General features: G+C 72.6%; 20 protein-coding genes and 1 pseudogene. 7 read left to right on the forward strand and 14 right to left on the reverse strand.

Annotated features, from left to right (window positions below; translation table 11 throughout):
- Positions 1–168: 168 nt before the first annotated feature.
- The gene (locus ACZ6D7_RS36985) at positions 169–2,967 is read right to left on the reverse strand and encodes a penicillin acylase family protein (RefSeq protein WP_469500552.1); all 2,799 of its coding nucleotides are present in this window, start codon (positions 2,965–2,967) and stop codon (positions 169–171) included.
- Between the two features lie 208 nt (positions 2,968–3,175).
- On the opposite strand from ACZ6D7_RS36985, the gene ACZ6D7_RS36990 reads away from it, so the two are divergent.
- Both ACZ6D7_RS36990 and ACZ6D7_RS36995 read left to right on the forward strand, forming a co-directional pair.
- Positions 3,176–3,778, forward strand: coding sequence for a hypothetical protein (locus tag ACZ6D7_RS36990; protein ID WP_469500555.1), 603 nt, complete (start codon positions 3,176–3,178; stop codon positions 3,776–3,778).
- Between the two features lie 108 nt (positions 3,779–3,886).
- Positions 3,887–4,597, forward strand: coding sequence for a 3-keto-5-aminohexanoate cleavage protein (locus ACZ6D7_RS36995; RefSeq protein WP_469500557.1), 711 nt, complete (start codon positions 3,887–3,889; stop codon positions 4,595–4,597).
- Here ACZ6D7_RS36995 and ACZ6D7_RS37000 read toward each other — a convergent pair.
- Complete coding sequence (locus ACZ6D7_RS37000; protein ID WP_469500559.1) at positions 4,561–5,295, reverse strand: hypothetical protein; 735 nt, start codon at positions 5,293–5,295, stop codon at positions 4,561–4,563. The genes ACZ6D7_RS36995 and ACZ6D7_RS37000 overlap by 37 nt on opposite strands.
- A 154-nt stretch (positions 5,296–5,449) precedes the next feature.
- Between ACZ6D7_RS37000 and ACZ6D7_RS37005 the strand changes: the two genes are divergently transcribed.
- A complete protein-coding gene (locus ACZ6D7_RS37005; RefSeq protein ID WP_469500561.1) occupies positions 5,450–6,517 on the forward strand; it encodes an RNA ligase (ATP) in 1,068 nt (355 codons plus the stop codon).
- Between the two features lie 88 nt (positions 6,518–6,605).
- On the opposite strand, the gene soxR is transcribed toward ACZ6D7_RS37005, so the two are convergent.
- A complete protein-coding gene (soxR, locus tag ACZ6D7_RS37010; RefSeq protein WP_469500563.1) occupies positions 6,606–7,076 on the reverse strand; it encodes a redox-sensitive transcriptional activator SoxR in 471 nt (156 codons plus the stop codon).
- 111 nt (positions 7,077–7,187) lie between these two features.
- On the opposite strand from soxR, the gene ACZ6D7_RS37015 reads away from it, so the two are divergent.
- Complete coding sequence (locus tag ACZ6D7_RS37015; RefSeq protein ID WP_469500565.1) at positions 7,188–7,649, forward strand: MaoC family dehydratase; 462 nt, start codon at positions 7,188–7,190, stop codon at positions 7,647–7,649.
- Positions 7,650–7,728: 79 nt separating this feature from the next.
- Here ACZ6D7_RS37015 and ACZ6D7_RS37020 read toward each other — a convergent pair whose 3' ends face one another.
- The 3 genes from ACZ6D7_RS37020 to ACZ6D7_RS37030 all read right to left on the reverse strand — a co-directional run bounded on the left by ACZ6D7_RS37020 (position 7,729) and on the right by ACZ6D7_RS37030 (position 9,981).
- A complete protein-coding gene (locus ACZ6D7_RS37020; RefSeq protein ID WP_469500567.1) occupies positions 7,729–8,355 on the reverse strand; it encodes a TetR/AcrR family transcriptional regulator in 627 nt (208 codons plus the stop codon).
- Positions 8,356–8,445: 90 nt separating this feature from the next.
- Positions 8,446–8,733 (reverse strand): YiaA/YiaB family inner membrane protein, encoded by a 288-nt coding sequence (locus ACZ6D7_RS37025; protein WP_469500569.1) that lies wholly within the window; start codon positions 8,731–8,733, stop codon positions 8,446–8,448.
- A 60-nt stretch (positions 8,734–8,793) separates the two neighbouring features.
- Positions 8,794–9,981: an acyl-CoA dehydrogenase family protein gene (locus ACZ6D7_RS37030; RefSeq protein ID WP_469500731.1), complete on the reverse strand. Its 1,188-nt coding sequence runs from the start codon at positions 9,979–9,981 to the stop codon at positions 8,794–8,796.
- 90 nt (positions 9,982–10,071) lie between these two features.
- Here ACZ6D7_RS37030 and ACZ6D7_RS37035 point away from each other — a divergent pair, with 90 nt between their 5' ends.
- The 3 genes from ACZ6D7_RS37035 to ACZ6D7_RS37045 all read left to right on the forward strand — a co-directional run bounded on the left by ACZ6D7_RS37035 (position 10,072) and on the right by ACZ6D7_RS37045 (position 12,493).
- On the forward strand, positions 10,072–10,713 hold the full coding sequence (locus ACZ6D7_RS37035; RefSeq protein WP_469500570.1) for a TetR/AcrR family transcriptional regulator: 642 nt from the start codon (positions 10,072–10,074) through the stop codon (positions 10,711–10,713).
- A gap of 60 nt (positions 10,714–10,773) precedes the next feature.
- Positions 10,774–11,484 carry an ArsR/SmtB family transcription factor gene (locus tag ACZ6D7_RS37040; RefSeq protein ID WP_469500572.1) on the forward strand — a complete coding sequence of 237 codons (711 nt, stop codon included), beginning with the start codon at positions 10,774–10,776 and terminating at the stop codon, positions 11,482–11,484.
- Positions 11,485–11,566: 82 nt separating this feature from the next.
- On the forward strand, positions 11,567–12,493 hold the full coding sequence (locus ACZ6D7_RS37045) for a DMT family transporter (RefSeq protein ID WP_469500574.1): 927 nt from the start codon (positions 11,567–11,569) through the stop codon (positions 12,491–12,493).
- Positions 12,494–12,527: 34 nt separating this feature from the next.
- Here ACZ6D7_RS37045 and ACZ6D7_RS37050 read toward each other — a convergent pair.
- The 8 genes and pseudogenes from ACZ6D7_RS37050 to ACZ6D7_RS37085 form a co-directional block, all read right to left on the reverse strand.
- A pseudogene (locus ACZ6D7_RS37050) lies at positions 12,528–12,716 on the reverse strand (RNA-guided endonuclease TnpB family protein); the annotation flags it as partial.
- Positions 12,717–12,723: 7 nt separating this feature from the next.
- Positions 12,724–13,803: a Zn-dependent alcohol dehydrogenase gene (locus ACZ6D7_RS37055; protein WP_469500576.1), complete on the reverse strand. Its 1,080-nt coding sequence runs from the start codon at positions 13,801–13,803 to the stop codon at positions 12,724–12,726.
- Positions 13,804–13,814: 11 nt separating this feature from the next.
- Positions 13,815–15,203, reverse strand: a complete 1,389-nt coding sequence (locus tag ACZ6D7_RS37060; protein WP_469500578.1) for an aldehyde dehydrogenase family protein — start codon at positions 15,201–15,203, stop codon at positions 13,815–13,817.
- 96 nt (positions 15,204–15,299) lie between these two features.
- Positions 15,300–16,634, reverse strand: coding sequence for an ABC transporter ATP-binding protein (locus ACZ6D7_RS37065; protein ID WP_469500580.1), 1,335 nt, complete (start codon positions 16,632–16,634; stop codon positions 15,300–15,302).
- 206 nt (positions 16,635–16,840) lie between these two features.
- On the reverse strand, positions 16,841–18,016 hold the full coding sequence (locus ACZ6D7_RS37070) for a class F sortase (protein ID WP_469500582.1): 1,176 nt from the start codon (positions 18,014–18,016) through the stop codon (positions 16,841–16,843).
- A 43-nt stretch (positions 18,017–18,059) separates the two neighbouring features.
- Entirely contained in the window at positions 18,060–18,716 is a 657-nt protein-coding gene (locus ACZ6D7_RS37075) for a hypothetical protein (RefSeq protein WP_469500584.1), read from the reverse strand.
- Between the two features lie 101 nt (positions 18,717–18,817).
- Entirely contained in the window at positions 18,818–20,059 is a 1,242-nt protein-coding gene (locus tag ACZ6D7_RS37080; protein WP_469500586.1) for an MFS transporter, read from the reverse strand.
- 22 nt (positions 20,060–20,081) lie between these two features.
- Positions 20,082–21,482, reverse strand: a complete 1,401-nt coding sequence (locus ACZ6D7_RS37085; protein WP_469500587.1) for a CitMHS family transporter — start codon at positions 21,480–21,482, stop codon at positions 20,082–20,084.
- Positions 21,483–21,538 lie beyond the last annotated feature (56 nt).

Genomic DNA, 21,538 nt, shown 5'->3' on the forward strand with positions numbered 1-21,538 from the left:
CTCCCCCTCCCCCACCCCCCCCCCCCCCCCCCCCCCCCCCCCCCCCCCCCCCCCCCCCCCCCCCCCCCCCCCCTGCCCCCCCCCCCCCCCCCCCCCCCCCCCCCCCCCCCCCCCCCCCCCCCCCCCCCCCCCCCCCCCCCCCCCCCCCCCCCCCCCCCCCGCCGGGCGTCACCGGTGGGACGTGAACTCCACCACCTGCTGGAAGGTGGGCCGGTTCTGCCAGCTGATGTTGCCGTGCTTGATGCCGCCCAGGGTGCGCTGGACGATCGAGTCGGCGCACCACTGGTTGCCGGCGGCGCACAGGGCGTCGCTGGGGTAGACCTGGGCCGCGGTCCGGCCGGCCGCCTCCTTCAGGGTGCCGATGAGGACGTCCCGGCAGCCGGTCAGGGTGCCGCCGCCGCAGAACCTCCGGGTCAGCCCGCCCTGCACCGGCTCACCGAGCACGGAGCGGATGTCCTTGTCGACATAGCTCCACCAGCCGTACTGGAAGGAGCTTCCGGCGTGCGAGCCGGTCGGCCCGTGGGCGGCCGACGGGGACTCGTCGATGGGCAGGTTGTGGGAGAACGCGGTGTAGAGGTCGGTGCCGAGGCCCGGTTCGAACTCCGCCTTCACCAGCAGCGGCCACCAGGCGTCCATGATGCGGATCGCGTCGGCGTGGGCGTACGTCTTCGAACCGGCCGTGGTCTCCGTGCGCCTGCCGCCTGCCGTCAGCCAGGTCTGGAGCTTGGTGACGGCGGCCGCCGCGGTGGAGTCGGTGACTGTGGAGCTGTTGATCACCTTCAGCAGGTCGGGCAGGACGTCCTCGGCGCGCAGGTCGGCGAGGGCCGCGTCCGCCATCGCCTTCACCAGGGAGGCGCGGGTGACGCCGCCGGCCGTGACCAGCTTCTTCACGCGGTCCTCGAGGAGGTTGCCGCGGTGCACCGAGCCGTTGCCCCAGGGGGCCGTCGAGTAGTCCAGGGCCTGCTTGTTGTTCCAGGAGATGTAGTAGTCCTGGTCGATGGAGTGGGGGTGCGCGGACGGCGGGGTGTAGTCGGCCGTGTTGGTGGCGGGGACCCAGTTCCGCCACTCGTAGGCCGACTGCGCCCACACCGGGAACTCGGGGTCGACGCCGGCGGCGCGCACCGGGTTGTCACCGCTGTTGTAGTACGCGGTGTGCGTGGAGTCGGCGTAGAACCAGTTGAAGGTGTAGTTGATGTGCTGCACCGCGCTCTGGAAGGTCTCCGGGCCCTTGACGTGATCCGGGTCGTTCAGCATCTGGAAGCCGATGATGGAGTCGGCCTCGTGCATGAAGGACGAGCGCAGGGTGGTGTAGGCGACCTTCTTGCCGCCGACGGTCGCGCGGTACTCGACGGGTCCGTACTTCGTGCGCCACACCCGCATGGTGTACGAGCCGGCGGCGGTGCCGTCGGCCGTGGTCGGCTTCCAGGCGTTCTTCTGCTCGACCTTCTCCATGGCGGTGCAGGTGCCGCGGTACAGGTAGTGGTAGTCGTCCTGGCACAGCTCGACCGCGTAGGTGTCGATGATGTCCTGGCCGGAGGTCGTGGCGCTCCACGCGTAGTCCTGGCCGCGGCCCAGTTCGACGTACATGCTCAGGCCCGCGAAGGAGGCGCCGCGGGCGCTGATGCCCGGGCCCTGGATCTCCTGGAGCATGAGCAGCTGCGGGGCGAAGTAGCCGGTCTGCGGGCCGAAGACGGCGATCGGGTGGCCGCTTGCGGTGGACTGCCCGCTGACCACGAGGGCGTTGGACATGCCGCGCCGGGCGGAGCTGACGGCGGCCGCGGCCGCCGTGGCGGAGGCGGCGGTGGCGGCGGCGTCGCCGCCGGTGCCCGTGGCGTCGTGGATCAGTGGTTCCCGGGCGACCGAGCCGGCGTCGGGGAGGGCCTCGCCCTGCGCGTCGGCGGGCTTGGTGGCGTACGGGAAGCTCTGGCCGTCGTGGACGGTGAGGACGGCCTCGGGGTCGTTGCGTTCGCGGAACGCCTCCCAGACCTCGGTGCCCTCCGCGACGCCGTACTTCTCCTGCGCGGCGAGCAGGGAGAGGGCGTTGTTGACCTCGCCGCCGCCCCCGGAGCCGAAGAGCGCGCCGATGACCGAGGCCAGCGCCACCAGGTCGGTGACCTTGAAGTGGTCGATGGTGCCGGCGTTGGTGATTGAGTCCTTGTGGCCGGTCAGGACGTATTCACCGGGGAAGTAGCGGCCGCTGTCGGAGGCGTCGATGTACGCGTTGATGCCGTCCAGGTAGGCGTTCGCGTCGGCCAGGGCCTGCTGGCCGCGGGCGCCGTTGGTGGCGACGGCGTTGTCGATCTGGGCCTGGAGGTCTGCCTCGGTGTACGGAGCGTTGCGCCAGAACTGCTGTTCCAGCCCCTGGTTGGAGGGGTCGCCGCCCGCGAAGGTGGTGAGCTGGCCGCGGCCGACGTGGCGGAAGACGTCCATGAGCCACAGCCGGTCCTGGGCGGCCGCATATCCGACACCGAACTCGGTGCCGTATCTGGTGGTACCGGTGATGTGCGGCACACCCGTCTTCTTGTCGCGGACGATCGTCACGTCGCTGCGGCCCGCGGGCTTCAGGGTGGAGGCGACTTGATCGGACGGGACTCCGAAGGACGCGTCGTTGAAGAAGGTGTTGATGGTGGCGTTGGTGAGGGTGGAGTAGCCCTTGGCCAGGTTGGCGTAGGGGCCGAGCTGGTCCTCGGCGTGTTCGGGCTGGGTGCCGAAGGCCTGGTTGAGCAGGATCTGGGCGAGGGTGGCGTTGCCGTTCTGACCGGGCGGCAGGATGTCGGAGCACTGGCCGCCGCAGTAGTCGTTCGCCGCCGTGACCTGCTCGGCGGCCGAGGCCGTCTGGGCCGTCTGGGCGAGGGGCGACAGAAGACCGGCGATGAGGGTGCATACGGATGCGGTCTTCAGGAACCCGGGGAATCTGCCGGGAGTTCTCAGTCTGTCCAGAGTGGTGCGGGAGGTTCGCCGTGGCATCGGCTGCTCCTAGCGACGGGGGTGGCCGGAAGGTTACCGCCGGTATCCCCGGGTTTGAAGATGAACATGCGTCAAGTTTTCGGCTGGTGGAGGTCATCGGAGATCGGATGGAGCCGAATCGCTTGTCGATACGTCTATTCGACGACGTCCGTACGACGACGCCGAAGTGACCGAAGTACAGGTGCAGATGTGACGGAGGTGCAAGGCGATGGCCGGTTTCCGGAGTCTGGCGAGACAGGTACGAGACCCCCGGTGCGATCTGGCACTGCGGCGGTACTCGCTGCGCAAGTGCCTGGAGCGGTTCGCCCCTTATGGGCACCGGGCGACCTGGGACCATCTGTGCTCCCGGGGCGGGTTCGGACCGGAGGACCGCTCCCCCGATCCGGCGCGGCTCGTGGCCGCACTGGACGAACTGGAGGAGGCGCGTGCGGTGTGGCTGGCCTACGAGGTCGAGTTCGCCGAGCGCCGCAAGAAGGAGAAGCACGACGGGCTGCGCAGGCCGGGCAGTGTCGACGACTGGCACCGGCTGACCTGGGGCGGCTTCGGCGTGGCATGGTGCGACGACCCGCGGGTCCACCCCCGTGAACCGCTGGCCGAGGTGCTGCGCCGCCTGATCGCCGCGCTGGAGCGGGCGCCGGGCTCCTCCTGCCCCGTCTGCGGCGGCGAACGGCTGCTGTGGAAGTACGACCTGGACCACGAACCGTCGGCGGGTCCGGTCTGCTCGGACTGCGGGATCCTCGTCCCGCGGCCCGTGCTCACCCCGGAGGCGCTGGCGTACGCCCGGCGCGGACGGCTGCTGGTGTCGGCCTGACGCGCCCCTGAGAGCACGGCGGGGGTGCGCCGGGGATGCCGCACCCCCTGTTCACGCCGGATTCCGCGGCTACGGCCGGTTGTCGGTGGCGGGTGGCACCATCGAGGCATGCTGCAGGTCTGTTTGAACGGCGCGCGGGGGGCCGCCGACGGTGCGGCGGTGCCACTGACGCCCGAGGCGCTGGCCGCCTCCGCGGCCGGGGCCGTCGCGGCCGGGGCCACCGAGATCCATGTCCATCCCAAGACACCGTGCGGGCGGCACAGTCTGTCCCCGCGCGTGGTGGCGCCCGCCCTCGACGCGATACGGCGACGGGTGGCGGTGCCGGTCGGGGTGACGACCGGCGCATGGGCCGAGCCCGATCCCGTGCTCCGGCCGGAGCGGGTGCGGAGTTGGACCGCGCTCCCCGATCACGCCTCGGTGAACTGGCACGAGCCGGGCGCGGAGGAACTCGCCGGGACACTGCTCGACCTGGGGGTCGGCGTCGAGGCCGGCATCTGGTCGGGGACGGACGGCGCGGCCCGGTTCGCCGCCTCCGCGCTCGCGCCGAAGGTGCTGCGCGTGCTCGCGGAGGTGACGGACCCGGATCCGCGGACCGCCGAGGAGTCGGCGCGGGCCCTGCTGTCCGAGCTGGGCCCGGCCGCCGGCCGCCCCGTGCTGCTGCACGGCGAGGACGGCGGCGCGTGGCCGGTGCTGCGGCTGGCGGGGCGGCTGGGGCTGGCGACCCGGATCGGACTGGAGGACACCCTGCTCCTGCCGGACGGGCGACGGGCCCTGTCCAACGCTCAGTTGGTGGCGGAGGCACTTTCCCAGTACGGATGAGCCCAGCGCTCGGCCTCGGGCAGCGCGAGGAGTTCACAGCGCACGGCGAGGTCCGGCTCGCCGGCGGCACGCAGCCGGGCGGCTCCGGGGCCGGCCAGCCAGGCACGCAGATCCGCGAGGCCCGCGTCATGGCTGTCGTCGTACCACCAGGTGAACGGCGAGTCGTCGGAGAGCAGGTCGTACAGCCAGACGTCGGCGCAGCGCGCCAGATGCGCGTCGGCGACCGGCCCGTCGGCCCACCCGTCCAGGAACGGGGTCACGGTCCTGGCTATCGTGACGCAGGTGTCGAAGATGTCGTCGATACCGAAGGGCGGTTCCGGCGTGCCGAGCGCGTCCTGCCACCAGGCGATCAGGAAGGCGTCGATCGCGGCTGCCTGCCCGGTCGGCCAGGCGCGCCAGTCCACCCGGCTCAGACCGTGTCCCCCGTAGCCGATCGTCCCCAGGGTGCCGTCGGCCATCGCCCGTGCGGCCGGCGGCAGCAGGCGCCGCATGGCCGTCTCGTGATCGTCGAAGTGGTCGGGTACCTCGTAGAGGTAGTACCGCACCACGTCCACGGGGACCTGGACATGCGGCGTGCGCAGATACGCGGTCTCCTCGGGCGCGTGGCAGTAGCCGCATCCGGTCTCGCTCGGGTTGGCGAAGCCGTCGAAGACCGCGTCGATGTCCGCGAGGGCGGCAACAAGGGCCGGTGAGGTCATGGGAGTTCGTCCCGTCGGGACTCCGTGCGCGACGGCGTCGCCGCCGGCCGAAGAGCGTGACATTACCAGCGGCTAATCGGGTCGCTCCACACCTTTCCCGTAGGGAGAGTCAGGGGTGATGAAACCGAGCTGAGGTACCGAAGGAGTCACCCGTATGTCGACGCTGCGCGTCACCGCAGAAGTGCTGACGGTCCATGAGCATCCCAACGCCGACGCCCTCGAACTGGCCCAGGTCGGCCTGTACCGGGCGGTGGTCGCCAAGGGCGCCTACCGCACCGGTGAGGCCGCCCTCTACATCCCCGAGCAGTCGGTGCTCCCCGCCGCGCTGGTCGAGGAGCTGGGGCTGACCGGGCGGTTGGCGGGCGGCAACTCGGACCGGGTGAAGGCGGTGCGGCTGCGGGGCGAGCTGTCGCAGGGCATCGTGTGCCGGCCGCGGGCGCTGGCGGACGTCGACCTGGCGCGGGCCGCCGCGGAGGGCACCGACTTCGCGGAGCGGCTGGGCATCGTGAAGTGGGTGCCACCGATCCCACCGACCATGAGCGGCGATGTCGAGGCGGCGCCGGATCTGCTGCCGTGGGTCGACATCGAGAACATCCAGCGCTATCCCGGCATCTTCGAACCGGGCGAGCCGGTCGTCCTGACCGAGAAGCTGCACGGTTCGGCGTGCCTGGTGACGTATGTCGCGGACGAGGGGCGGGTGTACGTCTCCTCGAAGGGCTTCGGCGCGAAGTCGCTGGCCCTGAGGGAGGACCCGCGCAATCTCTACTGGCGGGCCGTGCACGGCCACGGCGTCGTCGAGGCGGCGTCCCGGCTCGCCGGGCGGCTGGGCGCGCGACGGGTCGGGATCTTCGGCGAGGTGTACGGCGCGGGGGTCCAGGACCTGACGTACGGCGCGGACGGGCGGCGCGAGACGCTCGGGTACGCGGTGTTCGACGTGTCCGCGGAGATCGACGGGGCGGTGCGCTGGCTGGACGCGGCGGAGCTGGTGGGCGGGGAACTGCCGCTGGTACCGAGGCTGTTCGCGGGGCCGTACGACAGTGAGCGGGTGCTGGAGATCGCGACGGGCCGGGAGACCGTGTCGGGGCGGGAGCTGCATCTGCGGGAGGGGGTCGTGATACGGCCGGCCGTCGAGCGGTACAGCTCCGTGACCGGGGGCAGGGCGATCGCCAAGGCGGTGAGCGGGGCCTACCTGACACGGAAGGGCGGGACCGAGTGCGAGTGACTGGGTGAGCGGTGCGGGTGCCGCATCCTGCGTCGGTGCGGGTGCGGCGCCCGGTGTCGGTCCGGGGGGCGGGGTGTGCGCCCCGCCCCTACTTCTCGGTCTTCCTTCGCTCCACCAGCAGGCGCGAGCCCGACGCGCGTTGGCCGAAGGCGTCGTCGGGGTTGGACAGGACGCAGGTGTCCAGCGAGAGGCAGCCGCAGCCGATGCAGTCGGTGAGGTGGTCGCGGAGGCGGTTGAGCTGCTTGATGCGCTCGTCCAGCTCGGCCCGCCAGGCCGCGGAGAGGCGCGCCCAGTCCTCGCGGGTGGGCGTGCGCTCCTCGGGGAGTTCGGCGAGGGCCTCGCGGATCGTGGCCAGCGGGATGCCGACCCGCTGGGCCGCGCGGACGAACGCGACCCTGCGGAGCGCGTCGCGATGGTAGCGGCGCTGGTTGCCTGCGGTGCGGCAGCTCCTGATCAGGCCCTTGGACTCGTAGAAGTGCAGGGCGGAGACGGCGACGCCGCTGCGGGCGGCGAGCTGGCCGACCGTGAGCTCGTTGATCTTCTCTGGAATCTGGGGCACCCCTCGAAGCCTACCCATCACGTCACACCCCGGGTCCGTTGACAGCGGCCCCGCACCCGACCATGCTAAGCAGTCGCTTAGCAGGACACCGTGCGAGAGGGCCGGAGACACATGGCAGAGCCGAGGATCTTCACGTCCGCCGACGAACTGAAGTCGGCCGTGGGCGAGCAGCTGGGCCACACCGACTGGCTGGAGATCGACCAGAAGCGCATCGACCTGTTCGCGGAGGCCACCGGTGACCACCAGTGGATCCATGTCGACCCCGAGCGCGCCGCCTCGGGTCCGTTCAGGACGACCATCGCGCACGGGTATCTGACCCTGTCCCTGCTGCCGCTGTTCGGGCCTCAGCTGATCGCGGTCGAGGGCGTGAAGATGGGCGTCAACTACGGGACGAACAAGGTGCGTTTCCCCGCGCCCGTCCCGGTCGGCTCCCGGGTGCGCGCGACGGCGCGGATCACCGGCGTCGAGGACGTGACCGGCGGCGTCCAGCTCACCCTCGCGTTCACCGTGGAGCGCGAGGGCGGGGACAAGCCGGTGTGCGTGGCGGAGTCCGTCTCCCGCTACTACCTGTAGCCCGCACCGGCTACTGCCTGTAGCCGCAACGGCTACTACCTGTAGCTGCTTCCGTTGCTACCGGTAACCGCCGTGGGCGCTACTTCGCGGCGCCCACCATCCGCAGCACGAGGTCGGCGTAGAGCGCGCCGACCTCGTCGGGTGTGCGCGGGCCGTCGACGTTGAACCAGCGGGCCACGTCGATGCAGAGGGAGAGCACGGCGAGGGTGGTGCCGTGGACGTCCAGGACGTCGAACTCGCCGGAGGCCACACCCTCCTCGATGATCCCGCGCACCTCGGCGTCGACCTGCCGGCGCAGCGCGAGGATCTCGGCGCGGGCGTCCGGGCCGAGCGCCTCCAGCTCGTACTGCACGACCCGCGCGGTGGTGCGCCGCCCGGCGTGCCAGCGGACGAAGGAGCTCACGGCGTCCGCGAGCCGCTCGGCCGGGGTGCCGTCGCCGTTCGCGGCCGTGCGCAGGATGCTCAGCGCACGGTCGTGACCGATCCGGCTGATCCGGTGGAGCAGCTCTTCCTTGGTCTTGTAGTGGATGTAGAGCGCCGCCGGGCTCATGCCCGCACGGCCCGCGATGTCCCGGGTCGTGGTCGCGTGGTAGCCACGCTCGGCGAAGGCCTCCACGGCGGCGACGAGCAGTCGCCGGGCCGCGTCAGGGGTGACCTCTTCCCACGGCTCGATCTCGCCGCCGGCCGTCTCCTCCGCCGTACTCATCGCTCGCTCGCCCCTCTCGGTACAGGAGCTACACCATACCGCCCGAGGTGAGCGGCCGCTTAGAGTGGCCGATCAGCCGAGGGGAAACCCTCAGATCTTCTCGAAGGGGTCGTGTTCGGCGAGGAGCTTCTCCAGGCGGGCCTGGTCGACCCGGCTCACGATCGTGCCCGCTTCCTGGCGGTCCCGGATGACCTTCGCCAGGGTGAACGCGGACGTCACGAGGTACAGGACCGCGATCGCCAGGAAGGACCGCACCCAGGCGTCGGTGTTCAACTGGTAGATGCCGATGGCCGTGGCCGCCATGGCGATGGCGAAGGAGGCGACGGCCTGACCGTAGAACGCGGCCGTGTTCTGCTGCTTGACGGGTGTGTCACTCATGGGAAAAGGATCCGGCCGACGTGGCGCGTGCCACATCCGCACGGATACTCAGATGGGTACTCAGAACGCCGAAACCCCCGTCAGCGCCCGCCCGATGACGAGTTTCTGGATCTGGCTCGTGCCCTCGTAGAGGGTCATCACGCGGGCGTCCCGCAGCAGCTTGCCCGCCGGGTACTCGTCGATGTAGCCATAGCCGCCGAAGACCTGGAGGGCGTTGTTCGCGGCGCGCACGGCGGCCTCCGAGGCGAACAGCTTGGCCTTGGAGGACTCGGTGGCGAAGGGCAGGCCGCGGTCGATCAGGTCGGCGACGCGCCAGGTCAGCAGGCGGGCCGCGTCGACGTCCACGGCGATGTCGCTGAGCAGCTCCTGGACGAGCTGATGGTGGGCGATGGTCCTGCCGAACTGCTCGCGCTCGCCGGCGTACCGCACCGCCGCGTCCAGTGCGGCCTGGGCTATGCCGACGCAGCCCGCCGCGACCGACATCCGGCCCTTGGCCAGCGCGGACATGGCGACCGAGAAGCCCTTGCCCTCCTCGCCCAGCAGCGCGGACGCGGGGACCTCGACGTCCTCCAGGACCAGTTCCGCGGTCGTCTGGCCGCGCAGGCCGAGCTTGCCGTGGACGGTACGGCGGCTCAGGCCGGGGGTGTCGGTGGGGACGAGGAAGGCGGAGACGCCCTTGTGGCCGGGGGCGTCGGTGGAGCGGGCGAAGAGCAGGACCACGTCCGCCCAGGTGCCGTTGGTGATGAACATCTTGGTGCCGTTGATGACGTACCGTCCCCCACTCTCGGCTTCGCTCGAGCGGGAGGTGCCCCCATCGTCACGGACCGCGCGCGTGGTGAGGTTCCCGGCGTCCGAGCCGGTGCCGGGCTCGGTGAGGCCGAAGCAGCCGACGTACGCGCCGGAGGTGAGCCCCGGCAGCCAGGCACGCTTCTGTTCCTCGCTCCCCCAGGCGGCGATCGTCTTGGCGACCAGCCCCAGCGACACCGAGACGATCCCGCGCACGGAGGAGTCGCCGCGGCCCAGCTCCTCCGTGACCAGGCAGTACGCGAGATGGTCGCCGCCGCAGCCGCCGTACTCCTCGTCGATCGTCAGGCCCAGGAAGCCGACCTCGCCGAGCTTCTTGACCAGGGACCGGTCGACCTCCTCGGCGCGGTCCCAGGCGACGACGTGCGGGGTGATCTCGCGGTCCACGAAGTCCCGGGCGAGCCGTCGGACGGCCTCCTGCTCCTCGCTGAGCCCCAGGTTCACCACGAGATCACCTCACAGAAGTAGGCCTTTGAAAGCCGGACATTTAAATTAGCACTGCTAGTTTCAAGGCGCAGCCCTACTATGTGCGCCATGGCCCGACCGCGCAAGCCCTTGCTCAGCACCGACCGGATCGTCGAGACCGCCCGGGTGCTCGTGGACGCGGAGGGCCTCGCGGCCGTGTCCACGCGTCGGCTCGCCGCCGAACTGGGGGTCAGCGGGCCCTCGTTGTACAACCACTTCCGCACCAAGGACGAGATCCTGGAGGCCGTCGCCGACTCGGTGAGCGCCCAGGTCGACCTGTCGATGTTCGAGGACGGCCGGGAGTGGCGGACCGCGCTGCGCGACTGGGCGGTCTCCTACCGGGCCGCCCTGCGCGACCACCCGAACATCGTCCCGGTGCTCGCCCGGGGCCCCGGCCGCCGCCCGGCCGGGCTCCGGCTCGCCGACGCGGTGTACGGCGGGATGGTCGCGGCGGGCTGGCCGCCCGCGCAGGCCACCTCCGTCGGCGCGCTGATGCGGTACTTCGTCATGGGCTCCGCGCTCGGCTCGTTCGCCGGCGGCTTTGTGGACGACGCGAGCGCGTACGACCCCGCCGACTACCCGCACCTCGGCCAGGCGCACCGGCTCGCCGAGCAGCAGGAGAAGATCGACGAGCGGGCCTTCGAGACGGGCCTGACGGCGCTGCTGGAGGGCCTGGCCCTCCAGTACGAACGCCTGCGGCGGATCGCCTGACCAGGCGGTCCCGGCACACTTCGGCGGACGCCGAAACGTCCCGGGCGCATGCTGGGACGCATGACCACCAGGGACGTACGGGCGCCGGGGCTGGCCGCGCTGGCCGGGCTCATGGCCGACGAGACACGGGCCGTCTGCCTGCTGGCGCTGCTCGACGGGCGGGCCTGGACCGCCGGTGAGCTGGCCCGGCACGCCGGGGTGGCCGCGTCGACGCTGAGCGAGCATCTGGGCAAGCTGGTCGCGGGCGGGCTGCTGGCGCAGGAGCGGCAGGGGCGGCACCGGTACGTCCGGCTCGCCGGTCCGCGGGTCGCCCAGCTCGTGGAGGACCTGGCGGCCCAGGTCACCCCGGACGCGGCCCCGCGCCCGCGCACCCTGCGCGCCGCGACCGCCGGCTCGGCGATGGCCCGCGGCCGCACCTGCTACGACCATCTCGCCGGACGCCTCGGCATCACCGTCACCGACGCGCTGACCGCGCGCGGCCTGCTGAGGCAGGACACCGGGTTCGCGCTGACGGACGGGGGGCTGCGGTGGTTCGCGGACGCGGGCATCCCGCTCGACCGCGCGTCCCGCCGCCCGCTCGCCCGCGCCTGCCTCGACTGGACCGAACGCCGCCCCCATCTCGCCGGCGTCGCGGGCGCCGCCCTGTGCCGGCACGCGCTGGACGCGGGGTGGTGCGTACCGATCGGCACCGAGCGCGCCGTGAAGGTGACCCCGACGGGCGAACGGGCGCTGGGCGAGCTGCTGGGGATCGAGGAGGCCGCGCTGCGCTGAGCCCCGGTGCCTCGAGGGCCCTCGAAGCCCTCGTCCGATTTCCGCGAGCCCCTGCCCCACGTCCCTTCCTAGCCTCGGGAGCATGATGAACACCGCTCGTCGTACGGAGCTGTTCGCCGCCGGTGCGGCCGGCTTCACCGTCCTGGCCTGGGCCTCCGCCTTCGTCTCGATCCGCAGTGCCGGTGCCGCGTACTCGCCGGGCGCGCTGGCGCTCGGCCGGCTGCTGGCCGGTGCGCTGGTGCTGGGCATTCTGTCTGCCGTGCGGCGCGAGGGGTGGCCGCCGAGGGCCGCCTGGCGCGGGATCGCGATCTCCGGCGTGCTGTGGTTCGGGGTGTACATGGTGCTCCTGAACTGGGGCGAGCAGCAGGTGGACGCGGGGACGGCGGCCCTGGTCGTGAACATCGGGCCGCTGCTCATCGCCCTGCTGGGCGCGCGGTTCCTCGGCGACCGGCTGCCGCCGCGGCTGCTGGCCGGGATGGCGGTGTCCTTCGCCGGGGCGGTGACCGTCGGGCTGTCGATGTCCGGCGGCGGCGGGTCCTCGCTGCTCGGCGTGGTGCTGTGTCTGCTGGCGGCGGTGGCGTACGCGAGCGGGGTGGTGGCGCAGAAGCCGGCGCTCGGGCACGCGAGCGCGCTGCAGACGACGACGTTCGGGTGCGCGGTGGGCGCGGTGGTGTGCCTGCCGTTCGCCGGGCAGCTGGTCCACGACGCCGCCGACGCCCCGCTGTCCGCCACCCTGAACATGGTCTACCTGGGCGTCGTTCCCACCGCGCTGGCCTTCACCACCTGGGCGTACGCCCTGGCCAGGACAACCGCCGGACGCATGGGCGCCACCACGTACGCCGTGCCCGCGCTGGTGGTGCTGATGTCGTGGCTGGCGCTGGGCGAGGTGCCGGGCCTGCTGACCCTGGCGGGCGGTGCGCTGTGTCTGGCGGGGGTGTGGGTGTCGCGGTCGAAGCCCCGCCGGGCCGCGGCGGCCGAGCCGCGGCCAGAGGCGGACCTCTCAGCTTGAATCCTCCCCCTCATGAACGAGGGGGATTCCTGGCTCAGGCTGCCTGCGGGAGCGGCGCTCCCGGGGGTCTTACGCCCTCGGCACCAGCCGGGTTGAAACCGGCCCGGACGAGCATCACGCGGGCGGAGTTCTTGTCTCTGGGGGAGACGGTTCCGCACGCGGTGCAGGTGTAGGTACGTTCCGAGAGAGGGAGTACGTGCTTGGATCTCGCTCCGCACGACGCCAAAGGGCTAGAAGACGACCAGCGCCCGTCCGCCCTTGCCCGCGAGCATGTTCTCGAAGGCCGCGGGGATGCCGTCCAGGGCGATGCGCTCGGTGACCAGGGCGGAGAGGTCCAGCCGGCCCGCGCGGACATGGGCGGCGAGCACCGGGAGGTCCTGAGCCGGGTTCGAGTTGCCGTACACGCAGCCCGAGAGCGTGCGGCCCCAGTGGAAGAGTTCCAGGGCGTTGAAGGTGACCTGCTGGTCCTTGCCGCCGATGCCGACGACCGTGGTGCGGCCGCCGCGCCGGGTGGACTCCCAGGCCGTGCGGATGGTGACCGCGCGGCCGACGCACTCCACGGCCACGTCGACGCCCTGCTTGCCGGTGAGCGCGCGGATCTCGCGGGCGGTGTTCTCGGAGGCGACCACATAGTGGGTGGCGCCCGCCGCCCGTGCCAGTTCCTCCTTCTGCGGGGAGACGTCGACGGCGACGATCGTCGAGGCGCCCGCGATCCGGGCCGCCTGGAGGGTCGCGAGGCCCACCCCGCCCACACCGAACACGGCGACCGTCTCGCCGGGGCGCACGCGCGCGTTGTGGTGGACGGCGCCGTAGCCCGTGAGGACCGCGCAGCCGAGCAGGGCGGCGTCGGTGAGGGGGATGCCTTCGGGGAGCGGCAGGACGCAGGAGGCCCTGACGACCGTCTCCTCGGCGAACGCGGCGACGTTCAGGCCGGGGTGGAGGTCCCGGCCGTCCGCCGTGCGGGCGTACACGTCGGCGGAGCCGTTGAGGGCGTTGGCGCAGAGCCACACCTCGCCGAGTCCACAGGCATGGCAGCTGCCGCAGGAGGGCGCCCAGTTCAGGACGACGGTGTCGCCGGGTGAGACATGGGTGACCCCCTCGCCGACGGACACGACCGTGCCCGCGCCCTCGTGGCCGAGGACCGCGGGGACCGGCACCCGCATGGTGCCGTCGGACAGGGACAGATCGGAGTGGCAGACCCCGGCGGCGGCGAGGCGGACGCGGACCTGGCCGGGGCCGGGGTCCGGGAGATCGATGTCGGTGATCTCCAGAGCGGCGCCCACGGCGGGGAGTACGGCGGCACGAACCACGACGGGCTCCTTCAGAACTGGAGGGACTTGGTCTGGAGGTACTCGGCGAGGCCGTGCGCGCCGAGTTCACGGCCGACGCCCGACTGCTTGTACCCGCCGAAGGGGGCGAGGGGGTTGAACCGGCCGCCGTTGATGTCGACCTGGCCGGTGTCCATGCGCCGGGCGAAGGCCACCGCCTCCGCCTCCTCCCCCGCCCAGACGGCGCCGGCCAGGCCGTAGACGGTGCCGTTGGCGATCCGCAGGGCGTCCTCCTCGTCCTCGTAGCGCAGGATCGACAGGACCGGGCCGAAGATCTCCTCCTGGGCGATCGTCATCTCGGGTGTGACGTCGGCGAAGACCGTCGGGGCGACGAACCAGCCGCGCTCGCGCGGGGATTCGGGGCCGCCCGCGACCAGCCGGGCCCCCTCGGCGACACCCTTCTCGATGTAACCCCGCACCCGTGCCCGCTGCTCGGCGCTGACGACCGGGCCGATGCGGTCGCCGTACTTGGCGGCGGCGGTCGCGGCCAGCGCCACGGCCTCCTCGTACCGGTCGCGGTGGACCAGCATGCGGGTCCAGGCGCTGCAGGTCTGGCCGGAGTTGGACATCACGTTGGCGACACCGACGTTGACCGCCTTGGCGAGGTCGGCGCTCGGGAGGATGACGTTGGCGGACTTGCCGCCGAGTTCGAGGGCGACCTTCTTGATCGCGGCGCCGGCGGTGGCGGCGATCCGCCGGCCGACCGCCGTGGAGCCGGTGAAGGAGACCAGGTCGACCCCGGGGTGCTCGGCGAGGGCCTGGCCCGCGACCGGGCCGAGACCGGTGACGAGGTTGAACACGCCCGCCGGGACGCCCGCCTCGTGGACCGCCTCGGCGAAGAGCCGGGCGGTGAGCGGGGTGTTCTCGGCGGGCTTGAGGACCACGGTGCAGCCCGCGGCCAGGGCGGGGGCGACCTTGGCGACGATCTGGTGCAGCGGGTAGTTCCAGGGCGTGATGGCCCCGACCACGCCGACCGGCTCCTCGTACACGGTCGAGTTGCCGACCTTCTCCTCGAAGGAGTGGGTCGCGGCGAGTTCGGCGTACGAGCCGGCGACCGCGATCGGTACGGCCGCGTGGACCGCCAGGGAGAAGGGCAGCGGGGAGCCGAGTTCGGCGGTGACGGTCTCGGCGATCTCGTCCTTGCGGGCCGCCAGCGCGTCCCGCAGGGCGGCCAGCCGGGCCGCGCGCTCGGCGGGCGGGGTGGCCGACCAGGCGGGGAGCGCGGCGCGGGCGGCCCGTACGGCGGCATCGACGTCCTCGGCACCGCCCGCCGGGACGCGGGCGATCACCCGCTCCTCGGCCGGGTCGACGACCTCGATCACGTCCTGGCTCACGGCCGGGCGCCAGGCCCCGTCGAGGTAGATGCCGTCGTGTGCCTTCATCACGTTCCTTCCGGGCGGGCGGTCCTCGTCGTCGGCCAAACTAGCGCCGTTAGTTTTCCGGCACCAGGGGTCACCGGCGTGCCGCCCGCCACGGTCTCACGCCTCCCACTCCTCCAGGTCGGGCAGCCGGGCCGGGGCCGGGGAGATGCGGTCGCCGTGCTGGTCGAAGACGTACAGATGGGCGGTGTCGACGAGGAGCGGGATCTGCATCCCGTACCGGAGGACGAAGTCGGGGGTGGTGCGGACCACGAGGTCGCCCGGGATCCGGCCCTCCGGGGGCCCGGACGGCCGCGCCGGCTCGTCCATGACCACGACCGGCCCGGCCCGCAGGCTGCCGGCGCGCTCCCGCAGCCGGCCGAGGAACCCGCCCTCGCGGCGGCGCCGGGGCGGCGCGGGCACCGGGCGGGGCGCCTCCAGTTCGGGGACGACGGCGGGGCTGGAGCCGGTGTTGAAGTGGACCAGCACCTCGTGGCCCTGGAACTCCACATGCTCCACGAGCCCGGTGATGTGGGTCTCCTCCGGGCGGGCCTCGGCGGGCGTGGCGATCCGGACCGCCTCCGAGCGCAGGCCGACGATCACCTCCCGGCCCTGCTGCACCCGCAGCAGCTTGTGGTCCAGGCAGAGGGGTTCGGGCAGGCGCAGGGCCTGCTTGCCGAGGCTGATCGTCATCGCGCCGTCGAGCGGGGCGCGGACCAGGCCGCGCAGGAGGTTGATGCGCGGGGTGCCGATGAAGGCGGCGACGAAGACGTTGCGGGGCAGCGCGTAGACCACGCGCGGGGAGTCGACCTGCTGGAGGACACCGCCGCGCAGGACGGCGACCCGGTCGCCCAGCGACATGGCCTCGGCCTGGTCGTGGGTGACGTAGACGGTGGTGACGCCCAACTCCCGGGTGAGGCGGGATATCTCGGCGCGCAGGTGGTTGCGGAGCTTGGCGTCCAGGTTGGACAGCGGCTCGTCCATCAGGAAGGCGGAGGGGTGACGGGCGATGGCCCGGCCCATGGCCACGCGCTGGCGTTCGCCGCCGGAGAGCTGGCCGGGGAAGCGGTCCAGGAGGTCCTCGATGCCGAGCATCCGGGCGGTGGCGTCCACCCGGGGGGCGGGGTCGGCGCCGGGGGCCTCGATCCGGAGCGGGAAGCCGATGTTGTCGCGGCCGGTCATGTTGGGGTACAGGGCGAAGTTCTGGAAGACCATCGCGATGTCCCGCTCGGACGGCGGCAGGTCGTTGGCGTACGCGCCGTCGAGGAGCAACTCGCCCTCGGTGATGTGCTCCAGGCCGGCGATCATCCTCAGTACGGTGGACTTGCCGCAGCCGGAGGGGCCGAGCAGGACCAGGAACTCGCCGGGTGCGATGTCCAGCGACAGCCGGTCCACGGCCCGGACGCCCTTGGCGTGGACCTTGCTGACGTCGTGCAGGGAGATGGCGCGTGTCATGAGAAGTGTCCCCGGGGCCTCTCGGGCAGGTCCTGTGCGCTGGTGCTCCGCGTTTCCGGCCGCCTCGCGCGCGCGGCACGAGGCTTATGAGTCACGGAAGTTAACGGACCGTAGGCGGCCGGGGGAAGAGACACGGCCACATCGGACGCCCCGATCCGACAGGTGAGAAACCGGACGTCCTGGTTCAGCCCGGCGGACGGGGCGGTTCAGCCCGGCGGACGTGCGCGGTCCCGCTCCCGGACGGCGACGAGGTGGGCGAAGACGACGAGGTTGCCCGTGTATCCCGTCCGGCGGTCGAACGCGCCGCCGCAGGTGATGATCCGCAGCTCGGCGCGGCCCCGGTCGCCGTACACCTCCCGGTCGGGGAAGTGCGCCTTCTCGTACGTCCGCAGTGCGTCGACGGTGTAGACGGCCACCCGTCCGTCGGCACGGCGCACCTGCACCGGGTGGCCCGGTGAGAGTGCGGACAGACCCCAGAAGACGGCCCTGTCGGTGTCCGTGTCGAGGTGCCCGACGGCCACGGCGGTCCCCCGCTCCCCCGGCGCCGGCCCGTCGGCGTTCCAGCCCACCAGGTTCGCGTCGTCCTCCGGCGGCGCGGGCAACCGGCCCTCGCGGTCGAGCCGGAGGTCCATGACGGGGGCGTCGATGTCGAGGTACGGGATGAGGAGGCGGGTGGCGGGGGAGCGCGGGAGGGGGCGGGGGCGGGGGCGCGCCGAGGGCTTGGGGTGAGCGGAGGGGGCGGAGGGTGCGGGGGCGGCACCGGCGGCGGGCCGGGTCGGGGATCGAGGGTGTGTCGAGGGGGCCGGGTGCGAGGTGGCCGCGGGGTGGCCGGCGGCCCCCGGGCTCACCGGGGTGACGGGACGGCCGGCGGGGCGGGAGCCGCCGGGACGGCCCGGTTCGGGGGGTGGCGGCGAACCGGCCCGTCCGGGCGGGCGGCTCGGCGGGCGACTCGGCGGGCGGCTCGGTGGGGACGAGGACCGGGACGCGGACGGGGGCGGAGACGGAGGCGAGGACAGGGGCACCTCACCCCCGCGCACCGAGCCCCGCCCGTCGGCCATCCCGCCCGCCGTCCCCCCGGCCGCCCACGCCTCACCGTCCGCCACCCCCGAGATGCCCTCCCGCAGGGCCGACACCTGCCCCGAGGCACCCCCCGGTGCGGCCGACACCGCTCCGGAGGGGTCCTCGTCCTGGACCGACCAGAGGCCGCCCGTCACGAGGGTGGCGGCCAGTACGGCCGTACGCGTCAGCCGGAAGGCACGCGTCCGGTACCAGGGCCTGCGGGCGCGCCGGACCGGCGGCAGCCGGACGGGCCGCTCGGCGGGCGCCGCGCGCACCCGCCGGGCACCCGTCACCGGCCGGCCGGCGCCATGTCCCCCGGCCACCGGACGGACCCCACGTCCGCCCGGCGGCCATCCGGCGGAGCCGCTACGCGGCGCCATGCGGGCGGCGACGGAGTCGGAACCAGACCGCCCCGCCGACCGCGGCCAGACCCACCGCGACCGCGCCGGCGACCGGACCGACCGCCGCGTCACGGGCGCCTCCGCCGCCACCGGCCGGAGGACCGCCGTGCGGGCCCTTGCCGTGGGGCGGCGGTGTGGTCGGGGGCTGGGTCGTCGGCGGGGGCGACGTCGGCGGGGTGACGCAGTCGACCCGGAACACCTTCTGCTTGCCGACGCCGGTTCCGCCCTCGATCGTCCAGATGAGCTTGTACTGGTCGTCCGGCAGGACGATGTCCTCGGTGTGGCCGGTGCCGTCCGGGTTCAGCGTGATCTGGCCTTCGAGCGTGGCGCCGTTCGGGTCGAGGGGCTCGGTCTCGATGGTCCAGTTGATGTCCTGGCCGTCCGCGAGGTCGTCGAAGTTGACGGCGTCGATGTAGAACTCGCAGACCTTCGGCTCGTCCCGGGGATCGCCGACCGGCGTGCGCGGGTCGGACGCCGAGTGGATCTTGACGGTGCCGTTGTCGCCGGGGGCCAGGGGCGCGACGGCGACGGCCGGAGCCGTCAGGGCGCCGCCCATGACGGTGAGGGCCGCGAGGGCGGCGGTGCGGACACCGGCGCGGCGTGGACGGGGCGTCACGTGCATGCGAAATCCTCCGAGTCTGATGATTATCGTACAAGTCGTGCTTCATCTGACTCTTTGTCACATTTTGGCCCGCAAGGGCGGGAGCATCGCCCGACGTCCCGTCAGCTGTCCCCCTTCCGGACCACAGGGGACCCGGGCCGGGCCCGTTCGGCGGGCGGCTCCGGAGCCCCGGCGGGCTTCGCCGGGGAGCGCAGCGCCACGCCCGACGACAGCAGCAACAGCGCCCCCAGCATCACGAACGGCGCCGCCACGCCCGCGACCCCGGCGATCAGGCCCGCCGCGGCGGGCGCGGCGACCTGGCCGAGGCGGTTGCCGGTCAGCCGGAGCGCGAGGGCCGTGGAGCGGGCGCCCGCGGGGGCGGCCTGGACCACCGTCGTCATGGACAGCGGCTGCCCGACACCGAGGCAGAAGCCGAGCCCGGCAAGCATCGCGGCGAGCCCCCACACCGGCACCGGCAGGGCGATCCCGGCGCACAGCAGCGCCGCCAGCAGACAGGTCACGGCGAGCAGCAGCGTCCGGCCGAGCAGCCGCAGCAGAGGCGTCAGAACGAGCCGGCAGGCGATGGTGGCCGCGGCGCGGACGCTGAGCAGGACACCGATGACGGACGGCGCGATGCCCCGCTGCTCGCCGACCACCGGAAGGTAGGCGGTCAGGATGTCGGTCGCGGACAGCACGGCGAGGCTGACGAAGATGCCCGCGGGGACGCCCCGGGTACGCAGGATGCGAACGACCGGGACGCGCTCGCCGGACGCCGTACGGGACTCGGGCGTCGTGTCGCGGTGTTCTGTGCGCCACAGCGAGGTGAACGCGACCGCGCAGCCCGCGCCCGCGACGAGCAGGGCCAGCGCGCTGCTGCCGGCCCGGTCGGAACCGTCGATCAGGAAGCCCGCCGCGATCGGGCCGACCAGCTGGCCGAGGGAGGCGCCGATGGTGAAGTGGCCGAAGTTGCGGTCCTGTTCGTGCGGCGCGGACTGGCGGGCGACCAGCGACTGGGAGCCGATGACGAAGCACAGGTGGCCGAGGCCCATCACCCCGCTCCACAGGGCCATCGTCCACAGCGAGCCGGCCAGGCCGCTGAGCGCGCAGCCGCCGGATATGAGCACCACGCCCACCGGCAGCAGCGGGGCGCAGCGGCCGTGGTCCGTACGGCGGCCGAGCGGGACGGCGGCGAAGAGCGGAAGCAGGGCGTACACACCGGCGATGACACCGATCGCGCGCTCGTCCGCGCCCAGCGCGAGGGCCCGGTAGGACACGGCCGGCCGGGCCATCGACACCGCCCCCTGCGCGAAGCCGAAGGCGATGACGAGGCGGAGCAGCCAGCCTCGGTTCCTACCGGGCCCCATGAGCGTTGTCCTCCCGAGACGGTCAGATGATGCCGAACAGAACGCCCGCCCCGAGGATCACCAGGCAGGTGAGGGCGGCCCACTTGACCACGAACCGGGTGTGGTCGCCGAACTCGACCTTGGCCATGCCGACCAGGACGTAGACGGCCGGGACCAGCGGGCTCGACATGTGCAGCGGCTGGCCGACCAGCGAGGCGCGGGCGATCTCCAGCGTCGAGACGCCGTGCGCCTGGCCGGCCTCGGCGAGGACCGGCAGGACACCGAAGTAGAAGCCGTCGTTCGACATGAAGTAGGTGAGCGGGAGGCTCAGGACTCCGGTGACGAGCGCCATGTGGGGGCCCATGCCCTCGGGGATGACGTCCACCATCCACGTGGCCATGTGGTCGACCATGCCGGTGCCCTGGAGGACGCCGGTGAAGACGGCGGCGGCGAAGACCATGCCGGAGACGTTGAGGACGTTGTCGGCGTGGGCGGCGAGGCGGGCCTTCTGGTCCGGGATGTGCGGGAAGTTGACGGTCAGCGCCAGAGCCGCGCCGAGCAGGAACAGCACCGGGATCGGCAGCCACTCCATGATCATGGCGGTGAGCAGGGTGACCGTCAGCAGCGCGTTGAACCAGTACAGCTTGGGGCGCAGGGTGGCGCGGTCGGGGTCGAGGCCCTGGAAGCCCTCCTCGGGCTCGTCGTCGCCGAGGGCGGCGGTGCCCGAACCGGCGGCCGGGGAGGAGACCTTGTCGGTACCGGAGCCGCCCGCGCCCACCAGCACGGTCTCGGTCTCCTTCTCCTCGACCAGCACCTCGTCCAGCGTCAGCACCCCGAGCCGCTTGCGCTCGCGGCGGCCGAGGACGTACGAGAGGGCGATGACGAAGACCAGGCCCACGGCCAGGGCCGGGATCATCGGCACGAAGATGTCGCTGGCGTCCAGCTTCAGCGCGGTGGCGGCGCGGGCCGTCGGGCCGCCCCAGGGCAGGGTGTTCATCACGCCGTTGGCCATCGCGGCCACACCCGTCATCACGACCAGGCTCATCTTCAGGCGCTTGTACAGCGGGTACATCGCCGAGACGGTGATCATGAAGGTGGTGGAGCCGTCGCCGTCGAGCGAGACGATCGCGGCGAGGAGCGCGGTGCCCACGACGATGCGCAGGGGGTCGGCCTTGCAGAACTTCAGGATGGCCCGGACGATCGGGTCGAAGAGGCCGACGTCGATCATCACACCGAAGTAGACGATCGCGAACATGAGCATCGCCGCGGTGGGGGCGAGGCTGGTGACGCCGTCGATGACGTAGTCACCGAGCCGGGCGCCCTTCCCGACGAAGACGCAGAACAGGGCCGGGATCAAGACGAGCGCCGCGATCGGCGACATCTTCTTCAGCATGATCAGGACCAGGAAGGTCGCGATCATGGCGAAGCCGAGGATGGTCAACATGTGTGGATACCTAACGTTCGCCCTTGAACATCCCACCTGGGGGTCGGCGGTGCGAT

This window comes from Streptomyces sp. NPDC041784, assembly GCF_055591025.1.

Bases quoted from the DNA above. Each gene is read 5' to 3' on its own strand.
- ACZ6D7_RS36985 (WP_469500552.1), bottom strand. From the start codon at position 2,967: ATGCCACGGCGAACCTCCCGCACCACTCTGGACAGACTGAGAACTCCC.
- ACZ6D7_RS36990 (WP_469500555.1), top strand. From the start codon at position 3,176: ATGGCCGGTTTCCGGAGTCTGGCGAGACAGGTACGAGACCCCCGGTGC.
- ACZ6D7_RS36995 (WP_469500557.1), top strand. From the start codon at position 3,887: ATGCTGCAGGTCTGTTTGAACGGCGCGCGGGGGGCCGCCGACGGTGCG.
- ACZ6D7_RS37000 (WP_469500559.1), bottom strand. From the start codon at position 5,295: ATGACCTCACCGGCCCTTGTTGCCGCCCTCGCGGACATCGACGCGGTC.
- ACZ6D7_RS37005 (WP_469500561.1), top strand. From the start codon at position 5,450: ATGTCGACGCTGCGCGTCACCGCAGAAGTGCTGACGGTCCATGAGCAT.
- ACZ6D7_RS37015 (WP_469500565.1), top strand. From the start codon at position 7,188: ATGGCAGAGCCGAGGATCTTCACGTCCGCCGACGAACTGAAGTCGGCC.
- ACZ6D7_RS37020 (WP_469500567.1), bottom strand. From the start codon at position 8,355: ATGAGTACGGCGGAGGAGACGGCCGGCGGCGAGATCGAGCCGTGGGAA.
- ACZ6D7_RS37025 (WP_469500569.1), bottom strand. From the start codon at position 8,733: ATGAGTGACACACCCGTCAAGCAGCAGAACACGGCCGCGTTCTACGGT.
- ACZ6D7_RS37035 (WP_469500570.1), top strand. From the start codon at position 10,072: ATGGCCCGACCGCGCAAGCCCTTGCTCAGCACCGACCGGATCGTCGAG.
- ACZ6D7_RS37040 (WP_469500572.1), top strand. From the start codon at position 10,774: ATGACCACCAGGGACGTACGGGCGCCGGGGCTGGCCGCGCTGGCCGGG.
- ACZ6D7_RS37045 (WP_469500574.1), top strand. From the start codon at position 11,567: ATGATGAACACCGCTCGTCGTACGGAGCTGTTCGCCGCCGGTGCGGCC.
- ACZ6D7_RS37060 (WP_469500578.1), bottom strand. From the start codon at position 15,203: ATGAAGGCACACGACGGCATCTACCTCGACGGGGCCTGGCGCCCGGCC.
- ACZ6D7_RS37065 (WP_469500580.1), bottom strand. From the start codon at position 16,634: ATGACACGCGCCATCTCCCTGCACGACGTCAGCAAGGTCCACGCCAAG.
- ACZ6D7_RS37075 (WP_469500584.1), bottom strand. From the start codon at position 18,716: ATGCACGTGACGCCCCGTCCACGCCGCGCCGGTGTCCGCACCGCCGCC.
- ACZ6D7_RS37080 (WP_469500586.1), bottom strand. From the start codon at position 20,059: ATGGGGCCCGGTAGGAACCGAGGCTGGCTGCTCCGCCTCGTCATCGCC.
- ACZ6D7_RS37085 (WP_469500587.1), bottom strand. From the start codon at position 21,482: ATGTTGACCATCCTCGGCTTCGCCATGATCGCGACCTTCCTGGTCCTG.